Annotated in this window: 11 protein-coding genes; all 11 read right to left on the bottom strand. The window is 66.9% G+C overall.

Annotated features, from left to right (window positions below; genetic code table 11):
* Positions 1–5: 5 nt before the first annotated feature.
* Positions 6–1,604, bottom strand: coding sequence for a flagellar basal-body MS-ring/collar protein FliF (gene fliF, locus RPB_RS06420; RefSeq protein WP_011440170.1), 1,599 nt, complete (start codon positions 1,602–1,604; stop codon positions 6–8).
* A 176-nt stretch (positions 1,605–1,780) separates the two neighbouring features.
* Complete coding sequence (locus RPB_RS06415) at positions 1,781–2,056, bottom strand: DUF1153 domain-containing protein (RefSeq protein WP_002714638.1); 276 nt, start codon at positions 2,054–2,056, stop codon at positions 1,781–1,783.
* 486 nt (positions 2,057–2,542) lie between these two features.
* The gene (locus RPB_RS06410; protein ID WP_011440169.1) at positions 2,543–4,141 is read right to left on the bottom strand and encodes an FAD-binding oxidoreductase; all 1,599 of its coding nucleotides are present in this window, start codon (positions 4,139–4,141) and stop codon (positions 2,543–2,545) included.
* A 111-nt stretch (positions 4,142–4,252) separates the two neighbouring features.
* Positions 4,253–5,149, bottom strand: a complete 897-nt coding sequence (locus RPB_RS06405) for a universal stress protein (RefSeq protein WP_041798016.1) — start codon at positions 5,147–5,149, stop codon at positions 4,253–4,255.
* 89 nt (positions 5,150–5,238) lie between these two features.
* A complete protein-coding gene (locus RPB_RS06400; RefSeq protein WP_011440167.1) occupies positions 5,239–7,980 on the bottom strand; it encodes a cation-transporting P-type ATPase in 2,742 nt (913 codons plus the stop codon).
* A gap of 240 nt (positions 7,981–8,220) precedes the next feature.
* Positions 8,221–8,649, bottom strand: a complete 429-nt coding sequence (locus tag RPB_RS06395) for a hypothetical protein (RefSeq protein WP_245258317.1) — start codon at positions 8,647–8,649, stop codon at positions 8,221–8,223.
* Positions 8,650–8,811: 162 nt separating this feature from the next.
* Entirely contained in the window at positions 8,812–10,866 is a 2,055-nt protein-coding gene (locus RPB_RS06390; protein WP_011440165.1) for an autotransporter outer membrane beta-barrel domain-containing protein, read from the bottom strand.
* 145 nt (positions 10,867–11,011) lie between these two features.
* Positions 11,012–11,545: an NADH-quinone oxidoreductase subunit B family protein gene (locus RPB_RS06385; RefSeq protein WP_011440164.1), complete on the bottom strand. Its 534-nt coding sequence runs from the start codon at positions 11,543–11,545 to the stop codon at positions 11,012–11,014.
* A gap of 2 nt (positions 11,546–11,547) precedes the next feature.
* The gene (locus tag RPB_RS06380; protein WP_011440163.1) at positions 11,548–13,059 is read right to left on the bottom strand and encodes a hydrogenase expression protein HypE; all 1,512 of its coding nucleotides are present in this window, start codon (positions 13,057–13,059) and stop codon (positions 11,548–11,550) included.
* Between the two features lie 15 nt (positions 13,060–13,074).
* Positions 13,075–14,526 carry a hydrogenase 4 subunit F gene (locus tag RPB_RS06375; RefSeq protein WP_011440162.1) on the bottom strand — a complete coding sequence of 484 codons (1,452 nt, stop codon included), beginning with the start codon at positions 14,524–14,526 and terminating at the stop codon, positions 13,075–13,077.
* Positions 14,523–15,185: a hydrogenase-4 component E gene (locus RPB_RS06370; protein ID WP_011440161.1), complete on the bottom strand. Its 663-nt coding sequence runs from the start codon at positions 15,183–15,185 to the stop codon at positions 14,523–14,525. Before RPB_RS06370 ends, RPB_RS06375 begins: the two co-directional genes overlap by 4 nt.
* Position 15,186 lies beyond the last annotated feature (1 nt).

Below are 15,186 nucleotides of genomic sequence, written 5' to 3'. Positions count from 1 at the left end.
TCGGTTTATGCCGGCTCGGCCAGCCATTGACGGACAATGGCTGCGGTTTCGTTGGGATTGCGCTCGGCGAGTTCGCCGACGCGGTGGACCGACTGGGCGTGAACCTGGCCCTGCACCTGGGCGATGTCGATCATGCTGGTGCCGGCCTGCCCGTCGGAGCCGATTTGCGGCAGGCTGCCGTCGGCCAGCGCCGGCAGGCCGCTGGCTTCGGACGCCGGGTCGGAGGCGAGCACGCGCTTGACCAGCGGGCGGATCACCATGAACAGCACCACCAGGCCGAGCACGAACATCACGCCGAGCTGAATCATGTTCATGATGTCGTCCTTGGTGAATTGCAGCATGCCGAGCAGGCCGGCGGGCTCCGGCAGTTTCTCGACCTGCGGCGCCTCCGCGAATCTCAGATTGACGACCTCGATCTGGTCGCCGCGCTTCTGGTCGAAGCCGATCGCCGAGCGCACCAGCGCGGCGATGCGGTCGAGCTGCTCCTTCGGCCGCTCGGCGTAGACCAGCTCGCCCTTCTCGTCTTTGGTGTAACTGCCGTCGACCAGCACCGCGACCGACAGCCGGTTGACCCGGCCGGCCTCGGTCACCTCGGTCTTGGTGACGCGGGAGATTTCGTAATTGTTGGTCTCCTCGGACTTCTTGCTCTGGTCCCGCGCGCCGGCGCCGCCCGGGGCCTGATTGCCCGGCAGTTCGTTGTTGACGGTGACCTGGCCGTCGGCCGCGGAGGTCTGCGCCTGCTCTTCGCGGGTCTGGCTGGAGCGCAGCACCCGGCCTTCGGGGTCGAACTTGTCCGAAGTCTGGGTGATCTTGTTGTAATCGAAATCGGCGGTGACCTGGACCCGGGCGCGGCCGGAGCCGACGACCGAGGACACGATGCCCTCGATCTCGTTGCGCATCCGCTTCTCGAAGCTGGTGCGGCGTTCGTCGCCGGCGGCGCCGTCGGCGGCATTGGCGCTGGCCGAGCCGTCGGCGAGCAACTGGCCGCCCTCGTCGACGATCGAGACCCGCTGCGGCTTCAGGCCGTTGACCGCGGAGGCGACCAGATGGCGGATGGCGCGGACCTGCTGCGGCTCCAGCGCGCCGCGCACCCTCAGCACGATCGACGCCGACGGCTCCGGCGTCTCGCGCGAGAACAACGGCCGCTCCGGCAGCACCAGATGCACCCGCGCCGCCTGAACCCGGTCGATCGCCCGGATGGTGCGGGACAATTCGCCTTCCAGCGCGCGGAGATGGTTGATGTTCTGGACGAAGCTGGTGGTGCCGAGCGCGTCGGATTTGTCGAAGATCTCGTAGCCGACGCCGCCGCCCTTCGGCAGTCCGCCCTCGGCCAGCTTCATCCGCAGCCGGGTCACCTTGTCTTTCGGCACCATCAGAATGGCGCCGTCATTGCGCATTTCGAACGGGATCGCCTGGCGCTCCAGCTCCTTGATGATGCTGGAGGAGTCCTCGACGCTGAGGTCGGTATAGAGGGTCGTCATCTGCGGCTGCGACACGCGCATGATGACGAAGGCGAAAAAGCCGAGCAGCGCCATGGTGACGGCGATCATGGCCATCACCCGGGCGGCGCCCAAGCCTTTCAGGAAACCCAGCAAACTCTGCAAGACCAGCCCCTCGGATTCGGCACGACAAAGCCGACTAGGCAAATCTTGCCTATGGGATGGTTTCCATAAGGTTAACGAATCTTAACCGGACGCGGAATTGCTGCAGATGTGCTGAAAGCCGGCTTCCCGAAACGGGGCCGGCTTTCGCGAATTCGTTAAGATTTCGGTAAGGAATATTACTGGCGATATTGCTGGATTCGGGTGGTCCGAAGCCCCGCCAGCCCGTGCTGGTCGATCGAGAACTGCCAGGACAGGAATTCGTCCACGGTCAGGGTGTAGCGGCTGCAGGCCTCTTCCAGCGAGAGCAGGCCGCCGCGGACCGCCGCGACCACCTCGGCCTTGCGTCGGATCACCCAGCGCTTGGTCCCCGGGGCGGGCAGGTCCGCAATCGTTAACGGACTTCCGTCGGGCCCGATGACGTATTTGACCCGCGGACGGTGGGGCTCTGTCATGGCGTACTCACAACTCTCAAGCACTCAACATACTGTGTGATGTGAACGTAGGCCGGCCGGCTTAAAATTTGACTAAGCCAAGCGAGGCAATGTGATGGACGAAATTAGTAAAGTCGTAAGATTGATGACCGGGATCCTGCGCGACCTCCGATGGCCGCTGAAAGCGACTGTGACGCAGGGATTTATGCGCTTCGCGCAGACGCCCGCCGCGCGCGCCCGGCGGGCGCGGCCCGCGCTGGTGAATGGAATTGATCGCGCGTGATCACGGGGCCGCTTCAAGGACTATTGAAGCACTGCCGCCTTCTCGAGTGCAGAGTCGTCATCCTGAGGTGCGCGCGTAGCGCGCCTCGAAGGATGCGGACCCGAGGCGCCTGCGGCCCATCCTTCGAGGCCCGTTGGGCCGCGCACAGCGCGGCCCAATGGGCACCTCAGGATGACGGCGGCAGCCGGATCGGGAGCTTCGATTCCATCAAAAGCAGAACCGCTCTACGGATCGATCAACACGCCCGGATTGAGCATCGCCTGCGGATCGAGTTCGCGCTTGGCGGCGCGTAGCGCGGCGGCGAACAATTCGGGGCGCTGGCGGTCGTACCACTTCCGGTGATCCCGGCCGACCGCGTGGTGATGCGTGATGGTGCCGCCGGCGTCGATCAGCGCGTCGCTCGCGGCGTCCTTGATCGCCTGCCATTGTTCGAGCAGCGCGCCGTGGCGGCCGAGCGCATGAAACGAGAAATACGGCGCCGGCCCGTCCGGGTAGACGTGGGTGAAACGGCAGGTGACTTCACCCTTGATACCAGTCGCCTCGAGGATCGCGCGTTCGGTCGCGGCCTTCACGCTGTCGTGGAACGATTCGAAGCGATCCCAGGTGATCGCGGTCTCGAAGGTGTCGTTGATCAGCGCCGCCGGCGTGAGAAATTCGCGCGCATAGGGCATGCGGATGAAAGCGTTGCGCCACAGGCCGGCGGCGCCCTCGAGATGCGCCGCGGCGGCATCGGCCTTCTCCGGCGTGCCGCCATGGTCGGCGCAGCATTCGAGCGCGCGCGCCATCCACGCCTCGACCGGATGGTCACCGGATTCGAAGCCGAGCACCATGATCGCGACGCTGCCGTCGGCGGCGCCGGTGTTGAACGCTTCCTGCGGATCGAGGATGCGGCAGTTCGACGGATACAGGCCGGCCTGCGCCACCGCGCGCACGGCGCGGGCCGCGGCGAAGAAATCCGCAAAGCGCACCGATGCGCCGGCACGGAACGTCGGCCGCGCCTGCAGCCGCATCCAGGCCTGCGAGATCACGCCGAGAATGCCCTCGGAGCCGATGAACATCCGGTCCGGGCTCGGCCCCGCCCCCGATCCCGGCAACCGTCGCGTTTCCACGACGCCGCGCGGCGTCACCACGCGGATGCTTTCGACGAAATCGTCGATGTGGGTATAGAGGCTGGCGAAGTGACCGCCGGAGCGGGTCGCGATCCAGCCGCCGAGCGTGGAATATTCGAAGCTCTGCGGAAAATGCCGCAGCGTCATGCCGTGCGGCTTGAGCTGCGCCTCCAGCGCCGGACCATAGGCGCCGCCTTCGATCAGCGCGGCGCGCGAGGTCTTGTCGACCTCGACCACCCGACCGAGATGGCGCATGTCGAGCGCCACCGCGGCCTTGTAACGACTGCCGTCGACGCGACACTCGACGCCGCCGCACACCGACGAACCGCCGCCGAACGGCGTCAGCGCCGCGCCGGCACCGCCGGCCCAGTCCATCACCGCGGCGATCTCCGCTTCATTGCGCGGATAGGCGACGATATCGGGCGCGGCGTCATAATCGCCGATCATGCCGCGGACGTAGTCGGGATAGGATTTGCCATAGGCGTGGGCGGCGCGATTGTAGACGTCGATCGAACAGATCTCCGCCAGCGCGCGCGGCGGCACGATTCGCGGCTCGCGCAGCTTCAGATCGTCGAGCTTCGGCACCGCGATGGTGTCGAAGCTGTCGCGACCGAATTTCTGCCGGTAGCGGCCGAGCACGAAGGCCTGCTCGGCCCCGCTCATGCCCTCGCCTTCCCGTCCCCAGCCGTAATGCTTCAGCCGCGCGCTGCCCATCATGACCTCCCGTTCGGTTCGGCGACGATTGACGGCGCGCCGATTGCAACGCTCAGTCTGAAACGGGACGGCGACACCCGCAAGCGCGTTTGCGTGCTGCAGTGCAGCTCGCTATGCGTCGCGCACCGGAACGACCAGGATGTCCTGACGCAGTCGCCGCAACACCTCTTCGGTGACGCTGCCGAGCAGCATCCTGATCGCGCCCTGCCGACCGTGGGTGCCGATCACCACCAGATCGGGCCGCATCTCGGTCGCGACGTCGACGATCGTGGAGGGCGCGATGCCCTCCCTGACCAGGGTGGTGTAGTCGACCTCACCGAGATCGAGCGGCTCCAGGAAACGCACCAGATCCCGTACCGCTTCGACGCGCGACTGGGCCAGATAGTCGTCGACCTTGCCCTTGTGGACGCCCGCATAGCTCAGCATCCCGGCCGCTGCGGCGTCGTAGACGTGCAGGATCGCGACGCGCGTGCGGGGCAACAGGCCGAGGCTGCGGGCGACGGTGAGAGCGCGCGCCGAGCAGGCCGACAATTCGACCGGCGCCAGGCACGATGTGTGAGGCAGTGCCGCGTCGATATTGGCCATCAGCACCGGGATCGACGAATTGCGGATCACGCGTTCGGCCGTGGTGCCGACGAAAATGTCTCTCAGAAACGCCCGGCGATGACTGCCGATCACGCACAGATCCGCGGCCATCTGCTGCGCGGCCCTGACGATGCCGTCGAACGGCGTGCCGCGTACCACCAGCGGGCTGCAGTTCAGGTCCGTGAGATAGGCGTGCTCGCGGATCGCGTCGGCGAGCGCCGTCTCGGCAAGATCGCATTCCGCGGCAACGATGCGTTCCGGCTGGTCGTCGTCGACGACATGGACGATCACCAGGCGCGCGCCGGCCTTCCTGGCGATCAGCGCGGCACGACGCACCGCACGATCGGAACGCGCCGAAAAGTCGGTGGCGGCGACCACGAGCTTCAAGGCGGACTTCGTCGTCTGACGCGGCATCTGATCCATGGTCACCCTCTGCATTCTGACAGGCGTTCCGACTGGGCTGCATCGGCTCGGCGCAGCGGCCGGAAAGGCCGCCGCGCTCGCTGCATCGGCTAGCGGTCGAGACTGTGCAGCGCGCCGATGCGGCGCATCAGCAGCTTTTCCAGCTCGAGCACGACCATCAGCACGACGCCTGCGCCGAGGATCACCAGGCCGTCGCTCACCCCGATCGGCGTGGTCTCGAACAGCGTGTGCATCACCGGTGCGTAGGTGAAGGCGAGCTGCGCCGCGATGACCACGATCAACGCCAGCAGCACCGCCGGGGTGCCGAGCGCACCACGGAAAGAGAACGACGACATGTGCAGATAGCGGACGTTGAACAGATAGAAGATCTCGAACACCACCACCGCATTGACCACCATCGTGCGCGCCGTCTCCAGCGGCAGCCCCTTGCCCAGCGCGTAGAAGAAGATCCCCAGCGCGCCCGCGGTGAACAGCACCGACACGAAGACGATGCGCCACACCAGGAACGGCGACAGCAGCGGCGCGTGCGCCGGGCGCGGCGGCCGCTTCATCACCCCGGGCTCCGGCGGCTCGAACGCCAGCACCAGACCGAGCGTGACGGTGAGAATCAGATTGATCCACAGGATCTGCACCGGATTCATCGGCAAGGTGAAGCCGAAAAGAATGGCGAGGATGACGGCGAGCACCTCGCCGCCATTCGTCGGGATCGTCCAGGCGATCACCTTGCGGATGTTGTCGTAGACCGTGCGTCCTTCCTGCACCGCGGCCACGATCGAGACGAAATTGTCGTCGAGCAGCACGACCTCGGAGGCCTCCTTCGCGGTCTCCGTGCCCTTGTGCCCCATCGCGATGCCGACATCGGCCTGTTTCAGCGCCGGCGCGTCGTTGACGCCGTCGCCGGTCATCGCCACCACCGCGCCGGTCGATTGCAGCGCCCGGACGATGCGCAGCTTGTGCTCGGGATTGGTGCGCGCGAACACGTCGGACTGTGTGACGACGCCGATGAAACCCGCATCCGGGGTCCGGTCGAGATCGGCGCCGCTGACGACGTCGGGACTGTCGGTCAGCTTCAATTGCCGCGCGATCGCGTCGGCGGTGGCAGTGTGGTCGCCGGTGATCATCTTGACGACGATGCCGGCCGAGCGGCATTCGGCGATCGCCTGGATCACCTCGGCGCGCGGCGGATCGATGAAGCCGACCAGCCCCATGAAGGCCAGGCCTTCGTCGAGATCGGCGAACACCAGCTGATCGCTGGCGCGCGCCGGCGATCGCACCGCAACGCCGAGCACCCGTTCGCCCTCCGCCGCAGCCAGCGAAATCCGATCGGTCCAGAAAGCCGTGTCGAGCGGCTGCAGGCCGTCGCGGCCCAGTTGCGTCTGGCACATTGCCAGCAGCCGCTCGGGCGCGCCCTTGACGAAGATCACCTGCCCACCCGAGGCGGCCGCGTGGCGCGTCGCCATGAAGCGATGTTGAGCGTCGAACGGAATTTCATCCGAGCGCTTCCATTCCGATCGTTCCCGGACGGGGTCGAGGCCGGCCTTGATCGCCAGCGCGACCAGCGCGCCCTCCATCGGATCGCCGTCGACGACGTAGTGTCCCTTGACCTCGCGCAATTGCGCGTCGTTGCACAGCAACGCCGCGCGGATCAGTCTGATCGCCGAAGCGTCGGCCTCGGCGTCCTTGCGGCCGTCGACCGTCAGTTCGCCCTGCGGGATGTAGCCCGAGCCGCTGACCAGAACGGTGTGCTCGGCGGTGACGATGCGGCGCGCGGTCATCTCGTTGCGGGTCAGCGTGCCGGTCTTGTCGGAGCAGATCACCGAGGTGGCGCCGAGCGTCTCGACCGCGGGCAGGCTGCGGATGATGGCGTTGCGCTTGGCCATGCGCTGCACGCCGATCGCCAGCGTGATGGTGATCACCGCGGGCAGGCCTTCCGGCACGACGCCGACCGCCATCGCCACCACCACGATCAGCGCGTCCGGCCATTCGTAGCCGCGCACGAGGGTGGCGAATGCGAAGATCGCAACCGCGGCCGACAGCGCCACCCAGGTGAAACGCTGACCGAACCGGTTGATCTGGCCGAGCAGTGGCGTGGTCAATTGTTCGACGCCCTCGATCAGCGTGCTGATGTGGCCGATCTCGGTGCGTTCACCGGTCGCGACGACGACGCCGAAGCCTTGGCCGGCCGACACCAGCGTCCCGGAAAACGCCATGCACAGGCGATCACCGAGGGGCGCATCCGCCGCGGCGGGCTGATCGTGCTTTTCCGAGGCGACAGACTCACCGGTCAGCATCGCCTCGTCGATCAACAGGCCACGGGCGCGGGTGAGCCGCAGATCGGCGGGAACGCGATCGCCGGCCTCGATCATCACCACGTCGCCGGGCACCAGGTCGGCGGCGGGGATGCTGATGCGGTGGCCATCGCGCCAGGCATGGGCGCGCGGCGAGATCATCTTGCGGATCGCGTTCAGCGCCTTCTCCGCCTTGTCCTCCTGGATGAAGCCGACGATGGCATTGATCATCACCACGGCCACGATCACCGCGGCATCGATGCGATGGCCAAGGATGGCGGCCGCGACCGCCGCAGCCAGCAGGAAGTAGATCAGCGTGTTGTTGAACTGCGCGAGAAAGCGCAGCAGCGGGTGGCGGCGCGAGGCTTCGGGAAGCGCGTTCGGCCCATAGGTTGCCAGCCGCCGCGCGGCTTCGTCACTGCTCAAGCCGCCGCGATCGGTCGACAGGCCGGCGAGCACGCAATCGGCATCGACCGCATGCCACATCTCCTCCGAGGCCTGGTCGTTCGGCCCTGTGATGTCGACTTGCAGCAGTTCGGTCATGGTGTGTCTCGACGGTTGGGTTCGGGAACGGCGCCGCTGCACGGAGCCCGGCGCCGGCCGGCCAATGGCCCCGACTCCGCCGATCCGGATGGATCGGTCGCTGCAGCGATGGATGACGGAAAGAGCCGGCGCGCCTCGACCGCGGCATGCGTTCACGCGCAACGAGACACGAAGTCTCGCGCCGTCACGCGACGGCTGAAGCGCTGGTGATCAGGACGATGCGGCGGCGCGCGGCGCGGGCTAGGCGATCGGCGGCCGGAGCTGCGGAGGCTCGCTGCGATCGAGCATCGCCTCGGACAGCGGCAGGCGCACGCGGGTCGATTGATCGCAGGCAAAGCTGCGACCCGGCGCCGGAGTCAGCGCCTGAGCGCTGTCGGTCGTGGTTATTTCCGGCTCGTCGCTGACGCTCGGTGTGGGAACGGGGGGCGGCGTCTTGACGAATTCGAGCTGATCGCGGGGCATCTCCGGCGCCGCAGAGGCGACCGACGCGGTGCCGAGAACGATCATCGCCAGCGCGCACAGACAGATGGCCGATTTGAGCCAGAGACGCAAAGCGGGCCATATCAGATCAGAGCTGGTTCGATCGCGCTGCATCTCGCTCCGGGTGTGTGTGCCGAGCTCATCGAAGCTAAACGGCGCCCCGATCGTATCATTGACCTCGCGCAACATCGGCGGGCGAACAACTGCGGCCGGTCGTCGCAATGCGCGATGACGTGCACGGCAGAGGAATGCCCGAACACGGCAGCAGCAGACCTTGGAACCGCTCGAAACCCGCGATCGTCGATCGCGCCGAGCGATTCCGCGTTGGCCGCTACGACGCGTTTCGCACCATCAGAACGCGAGCTTGACGCCGCCGGTGACGCCGGCGTCGTCGCCGCCCTTGCGGGCGAAGCTGGTGGTGCCGGTCAGCGTCGCGGTGACGTTGGTGGCGACCAGGGCCGAGACGCCGGCCGCAACCCGGCCATAGGTGCCGCCATCGGCGGACACCGGCGTCAGGATCGGCAGCAGCGGCGCCGACACCAGCGTGGTGGTGACAGTGTGGCCGGAGCGCAGGAAGTCGTGCGCGGCGGTGAGGTTCAGGAACGGCGCGTAGAGGCCGTTGCCGAATTGCAGCGGATAGCGGAGCTGCACGCCGGCATCGCCGGTGAGGGTGTCGAGGGTCTGGCGATCCACCATCATGGTGAGCAGCACGTCGCCGGTTTCGGTGTAGCCCCGGATCGTGGCGTTGGTGTAGTTCAGCCCGGCGATCGGCCCGACGCGGAGCCGGCCGGCATCGAACAGATAGCCCCCACGCGCGGCGACCGTGACCACGTCGGCGCTGGTGCTGGCGCGGATGATGTCGATGATGCCGCGACGCTCCAGCGTGAAGTCCTGGCGGCCATAGGCGACCAGGCCGTCGGCGAACCAGTGCGCATCGGTGTAGGAGCTGTAGCCGGCGAACTGAAACGCATCGATGCGGTTGCGCGCATCCTGCACCGCGAGCTTCACGTCGGGCTGCGAATAGCCGAACACGCCGCCGACGCGCCAATTGGCATTGAGCCGATATTCCAGCCCGAGATAGCCGCCCGCCGCATCGTAGTCATAGCCGGTGGCGTAGAACTGCCGGTCACGGCTGCCGCCCGCATAGCTCGCCGCACCATAGACCGACCAACGGTCCGCCGGCTCGGTCAGCGCAACGGCCTTGCTCGGCATCGCCGCCATTGCGGCATTGACACCGGACGGCTGGAAGCGCCGGCCGGCCTCGAGGCGATCGAACACCGAATTCGAGAAACTGCCGAGCAGGCCGGTCGCGATGGCGGCCTGCGGCGTCACCGTGGTCGGCGCGTCGATCTGGTTGGCCATGTAGTTGGCGATCAGCGCCATCGCCGCGCCGGTCGGATGCACCGAGTTTTCATAGAAACAGCCGGCGACATTCACCGCGACCGTCCCCGGCGTCGCGCCGGTGCCCGGTCCGGCCTCGCAGCCGGTGAAGCCCGCCGGCACGCCGGCGAAGCCGTACATCGCCGGGTTCTCGGCGACGCGCTGCTGCAGGATGCCGAAATTGAACAGGAAGATGCGCACGCCGGCCTGCGCCATCGGCGCCAGCATCAGCTGCGTCTGCTGGTAATAGGTGTCGGCCCAGGCGTCGCGCTGCGACGCGCTGAAGTTGAAGGTCCCGATGGCCCCTCCCTGCGAGCCGAGCGTCGCCTCCGGAAACCACTTCGAGCTACCGGTGCCGAGCCAGGCGATGTTGCGCGCGCCGGCCGCCACCAATTGCTGCACGCCGCCCACCGCGGCGGCGGCCGACTGCAGCGCGCCCGCGACGATGATCGCATTCTGCGAGGCGACATCGCCGGTGCCGACATTGATGCCGGACAGATCGTTGCCACCGATCGACAGCGCGATCAGGTCGCGTTCGGTGAAGCGCGTCCCGCTGGCGGCGAATTGCTGCAATTCATACGGCAGCCCGTAGCCGCTCGACAGAAACGGCATGGTGTTGGTGTTGCCGGTGCGCGCGCCGCCGATCGAGTAGTTCGTCAGGCCCGACAGCCCATAGATCGATTGCAGCGAATCGACGAAATTGGTGCTGCCGGTGAAGCGGCAGCTCGTATAGGTCGGGCTTGGACAAGGCCAGAAGTCGGATGGGGTCAGCGTGAACGGAAAGTATGGGATCGTGACCGTGCCGGTCCCGTTCGCGCCGATCAGCCGGTACGCGCCGCCGGGTGCGGCGCCGGTATCGGCATAGCTGTCGCCGAAGCCATACAGCCTCGCGAACTGCGCCTGTGCGGGCGCCAGCGATGCGCCCAAGACCGTCGTCACGACAGCGCTCGTCAGGAGTCCAGTGCGAATGCGGGAAACGAATATCGGCGCGCAATTCCGCGCATGACCCCTTGAGATACTGGACATCACGAATCACCCCTTCCCGCCAATGACTATCGGTGAGGTGATCGAGGGGCAGCAGCAACTGATAGAAATACTGAACACACCAGTCATTAGTCGCGCGGCTGATGACATCGCGATGAAAAACGAGAACTCGCGGTATCGGCTTATGTCAACGCGACGTCTCGCGCTCGGAGACGCTATCGAGAAGCGCCAGCAGGCCGCGCAGGATTTGCATAGGTGATGGCGGGCAGCCGGGGATGTGCAGATCGACCGGGATCACCGCGGAGACGCCGCCGGCGACCGCGTAGCTGCCGGCGAAGCAACCGCCGTCTTTGGCGCAATCGCCGACCGCGACCACCCATTTCGGTCCGGGCACCGCGTCGTAAGTGAGCCGCAGCGCCTCGCGCATGTTGTGCGTCACCGGCCCGGTGACCATCAGCACGTCGGCATGGCGCGGCGAGGCGACGAAGCGCAGGCCGAACCGTTCGACGTCGTAATACGCATTGTTGAGCGCGTGGATCTCGAGTTCGCAACCATTGCAGGAGCCGGCGTCGACCTCGCGGATCGACAGGCTGCGGCCGAGCATCCGCCGCGCGGTCGCGTCGAGCCGCGCGGCGAGTTCGGCGACGGCGGCATCGTCCGGCGCCGGCGGGCTTTCCGTCAACGGCTTGGCGAACAGGCTTTCGAACAGCAGCTTGCGCATCGCTACAGATCCACGCCCGAATAAGAGCAGTTGAACGATTTGTTGCACAGCGGGAAGTCGGCGATGATGTTGCCCTCGATCACGGCTTCCAGCAGCGGCCATTGAAACCACGACGGATCGCGCAAGTGACAGCGCGCGACGACGCCGTCCTGCAACCGCAGCCAGACCAGAATATCGCCGCGAAACCCTTCGATCAGCGCCAGGCCTTCGCAGGCCTGGTCCGGCAATTCCGGCGCGACGCGGATCTCGCCGCGCGGCAGCCGGTCGAGAATCTGGTCGACCAGCGACAGGCTCTGCTCGACCTCGCGAATCCGGATCCAGATGCGGGCGTCGACGTCGCCCTCGGTCAGCACCGGTACGTCGAAGCGCAGTTGATGATAGGGCGCGTAAGCCAGCGTGCGGCGCGCATCGAAGCCGCGGCCGGAGGCACGGCCGACAAAGCCGCCGGCGGCGTATTGATCGGCGAGCGCGGGCCTGAGGATGCCCGTCGACACGGTGCGGTCCTGCAGCGAGGCGGTGCTGTCGTAGAGTTCAATCAGCGCCGGCAGCTTGGCGCGCACGGCGGCGAGCGCATCGCGGAACGCGGCCTTGCCATTGTCGTCGAGATCGCGCGCGACGCCGCCGGGCATCACCACGTCACGCATCAGGCGATGGCCGAACGCAGCGTCAGCGGCGCGCAGCACGTGTTCGCGCAGCACGCCGAACTGCGCCAGCATGATCGCAAAAGCGGCGTCGTTGCAGACCGCGCCGATGTCGCCGAGGTGATTGGCGAGACGCTCGAGCTCGGCGACGAGCGCCCGCAGCCACACCGCGCGGGCCGGAACCACGATCTCGGCGGCAGCTTCCACCGCGCGCGAAAACGCCAGCGCATAAGCCACCGTCGAATCGCCGGAGACGCGGCCGGCGAGACGTGCAGCGCTTGCCAAATCCGCGCCGGCGATCAGGCCGTCGATGCCCTTGTGGACATAGCCGAGCCGCTGCTCCAGCCGCACCACGGTTTCGCCGCTGACGGTGAACCGGAAGTGCCCCGGCTCGATGATGCCGGCATGCACCGGGCCGACCGCAACCTGATGCGCGCCCTCGCCATGCACCGGCAGGAAGCGATAGGCCGGCGGCGGCGTCTCAGCTTGGACGCGCGCGCCGAGCGGCGCGTGGACGCCCCATTGGCCGTGATCGAGCCACGGCCGATCATCGATCGCACCGTCGGGCTTCAGGCCGAACAGATCGGTGATCGTGCGCTCCAGCCGCAGCGCCGGCAGATGCTTGGCGGCGACCGATGGAAATGAACCATGCGGACAATCCAGGCTGATGAGTCCGATCTCGGCGGTGCGCGGATCGAACAGCGCCATGTGCACGGCCGCCGGCTCGCCCCACAGCGACAGCAATTGCCACTGCCGCTCGCTCAGCATTTTGACCGCGAAGCTCCACACCGCGCTGTCGACCACCGTGCGGCTCCACGGCCGATGCCGGGCCACTTGCCGGCCTTCGAGGTTGAGATCGATCAGCGACGGCATCGGATCTGTTGCTCCCTAGCCCAGCAGTTTCGCGACGTGCTGGAACCACGCCACCACCGGCGCCGGCAGATACACGCCGGCGATCAGCACCAGCGCCAGATGCGCGAACATCGGCACATAGGACGCCTGCACCGGCTGCCGGCTGCCGCGCGGCCGGCCGAAGGCGATGCCGGTCAGCCGCAGCATCAGCGCGCCGAACGCCACCAGAATGCCGAACACCAGCAGCAGCGCCAGCCAAGGCGCCCGCGCGAAGGTCGAGGACACCAGCAGAAACTCGCTCATGAAGATGCCGAGCGGCGGCAACCCGGCAATCGCCGCCACGCCGACGACGAGGCCCCAGCCGAGCACCGGATGGGTCTCGGTGATGCCGCGGATCTTCGCCAGCGACTGCGTGCCCTTGACCTGGGTGATGTGGCCGACCGCGAAGAAGATCGCCGATTTGGTCAGGCTGTGCATCACCATGTGCAGGAGCCCGGCGAAATTCGCCAGCGGTCCGCCCATGCCGAAGGCGAACACGATGATGCCCATGTGCTCGATCGACGAATAGGCGAACAGCCGTTTGATGTCGCGCCGCCGATACAGCATGAAGGCGGCGAACAAGAGCGACGCCAGCCCCATCACGATCATCAGCACGCCGGGCGGCATCGCGTCGCCATTGGCGGCGAGCAGCATTTTGAAGCGCAGCAGCGCGTACAGCGCCACGTTGAGCAACAGGCCCGACAGCACCGCCGAGATCGGCGTCGGGCCCTCGGCGTGGGCGTCCGGCAGCCAGGCGTGCAGCGGCGCCAGCCCGACCTTGGTGCCGTAGCCGAGGAACAGGAACACGAAGGCGACGTTCAACAGCGGCGCATCGAAGCCCGCGGCGCGCGCCACCAGCACGGTCCAGATCATGCCGTCCTGGCCCTCGCCGACCACCGGCCGCGCCGCCATGTAGACCAGGATGGTGCCGAACAGCGCCAGCGCGATGCCGACGCTGCCGAGGATAAAGTACTTCCAGGCCGCCTCCAGCGCCGCCGGCGAGCGATAGATCCCCACCATCAGCACCGTGGTCAGCGTCGCCAGTTCGACCGCGACCCACATCAGCCCGATATTGTTCGACATGAACGCCAGATTCATGCCGAACATCATGATCTGGTACATCGCGTGGTAGAATCGCAGATAGGTCGGCGTCAGCTTGCCGGTTTCGAGTTCGTGGGCGATGTAGCTGGCGCTGAACAGGCTGGTGGTGAAGCCGACGAAGGTGTTGAGCACGATGAAGACGATGTTGAGATCGTCGACCAGGATGTACGGGCCCGGTAGCGGCCGCGGCAGCACCAGCAGCGAGGCGGCGCAGAGAAAGCTCCCCAGACTCGCGACGACGTTGAGCCGCGCGGTCAGCCTGTAGCCCGGCAGCAGCGCCAGCACGATGGCGGCGCAGACCGGGATCAGCAGCACCCCCACCACCGGATCGAGGCCGGACAAATTCATCGCTGCTCTCCGCGCGAGACGTCGAGCTGGGCCACGTCGACCGAGTCGAAGCGTTCGCGGATCCGGAACAGCACGATGCCGATCACGATGAAGGCGATCAGCACCGAAAACGCGACGCTGATCTCGACCACCAGCGGCATGCCCTTGGCGCCGGCGGCGGCGAGGATCAGCCCGTTCTCCAGCGACATGAAGCCGATCACCTGGCTGACCGCGTTGCGCCGCGTCACCATGAACAACAGCCCGAGCAGCACGACGGAGAGCGCAAACGCGAGATCCTCCCGCGCCAGCGCGTCGGCGTCGGCGGTGACGCGCAGCATCAGCGCCAGCGACAGCGCCACCAGCCCCATCCCGGCCAGCATGGTCGGGCCGATCCCGACCACGGTCTCGATGTCGCGGTGGATGCCGAGCTTGTAGACGATCCGGCGCAGCGCCACCGGAATGATGATCGCCTTGAACAGCAGCGCGATCAGCGCGGTGACGTAGAGATGCGGCGCGTCCTGGATCAGCGCCTGCCACCCCACCGCCAGCGACAGCATGATCGCGTGCAACGCGAACACATTGAGCAGCGAGGTCAACCGGTCCTGATACAGCATCATGAACGACACCAGCACCAGGCCGCCGGCCAGCGAATGTGAAATGTCGAAAGCGAGCCCGTGCATC

The sequence above is a fragment of the Rhodopseudomonas palustris HaA2 genome (assembly GCF_000013365.1).
In the GTDB taxonomy this organism is placed as follows: domain Bacteria; phylum Pseudomonadota; class Alphaproteobacteria; order Rhizobiales; family Xanthobacteraceae; genus Rhodopseudomonas; species Rhodopseudomonas palustris_J.
Note: the sequence above shows the minus strand (reverse complement) of the source record. Positions and strands in the feature narration are given on the sequence as shown.

Bases quoted from the DNA above. Each gene is read 5' to 3' on its own strand.
- RPB_RS06415 (WP_002714638.1), bottom strand. From the start codon at position 2,056: ATGACAGAGCCCCACCGTCCGCGGGTCAAATACGTCATCGGGCCCGAC.
- RPB_RS06410 (WP_011440169.1), bottom strand. From the start codon at position 4,141: ATGGGCAGCGCGCGGCTGAAGCATTACGGCTGGGGACGGGAAGGCGAG.
- RPB_RS06405 (WP_041798016.1), bottom strand. From the start codon at position 5,149: ATGGATCAGATGCCGCGTCAGACGACGAAGTCCGCCTTGAAGCTCGTG.
- RPB_RS06400 (WP_011440167.1), bottom strand. From the start codon at position 7,980: ATGACCGAACTGCTGCAAGTCGACATCACAGGGCCGAACGACCAGGCC.
- RPB_RS06395 (WP_245258317.1), bottom strand. From the start codon at position 8,649: ATGTTGCGCGAGGTCAATGATACGATCGGGGCGCCGTTTAGCTTCGAT.
- RPB_RS06390 (WP_011440165.1), bottom strand. From the start codon at position 10,866: ATGTCCAGTATCTCAAGGGGTCATGCGCGGAATTGCGCGCCGATATTC.
- RPB_RS06385 (WP_011440164.1), bottom strand. From the start codon at position 11,545: ATGCGCAAGCTGCTGTTCGAAAGCCTGTTCGCCAAGCCGTTGACGGAA.
- RPB_RS06380 (WP_011440163.1), bottom strand. From the start codon at position 13,059: ATGCCGTCGCTGATCGATCTCAACCTCGAAGGCCGGCAAGTGGCCCGG.
- RPB_RS06375 (WP_011440162.1), bottom strand. From the start codon at position 14,526: ATGAATTTGTCCGGCCTCGATCCGGTGGTGGGGGTGCTGCTGATCCCG.
- RPB_RS06370 (WP_011440161.1), bottom strand. From the start codon at position 15,185: ATGCACGGGCTCGCTTTCGACATTTCACATTCGCTGGCCGGCGGCCTG.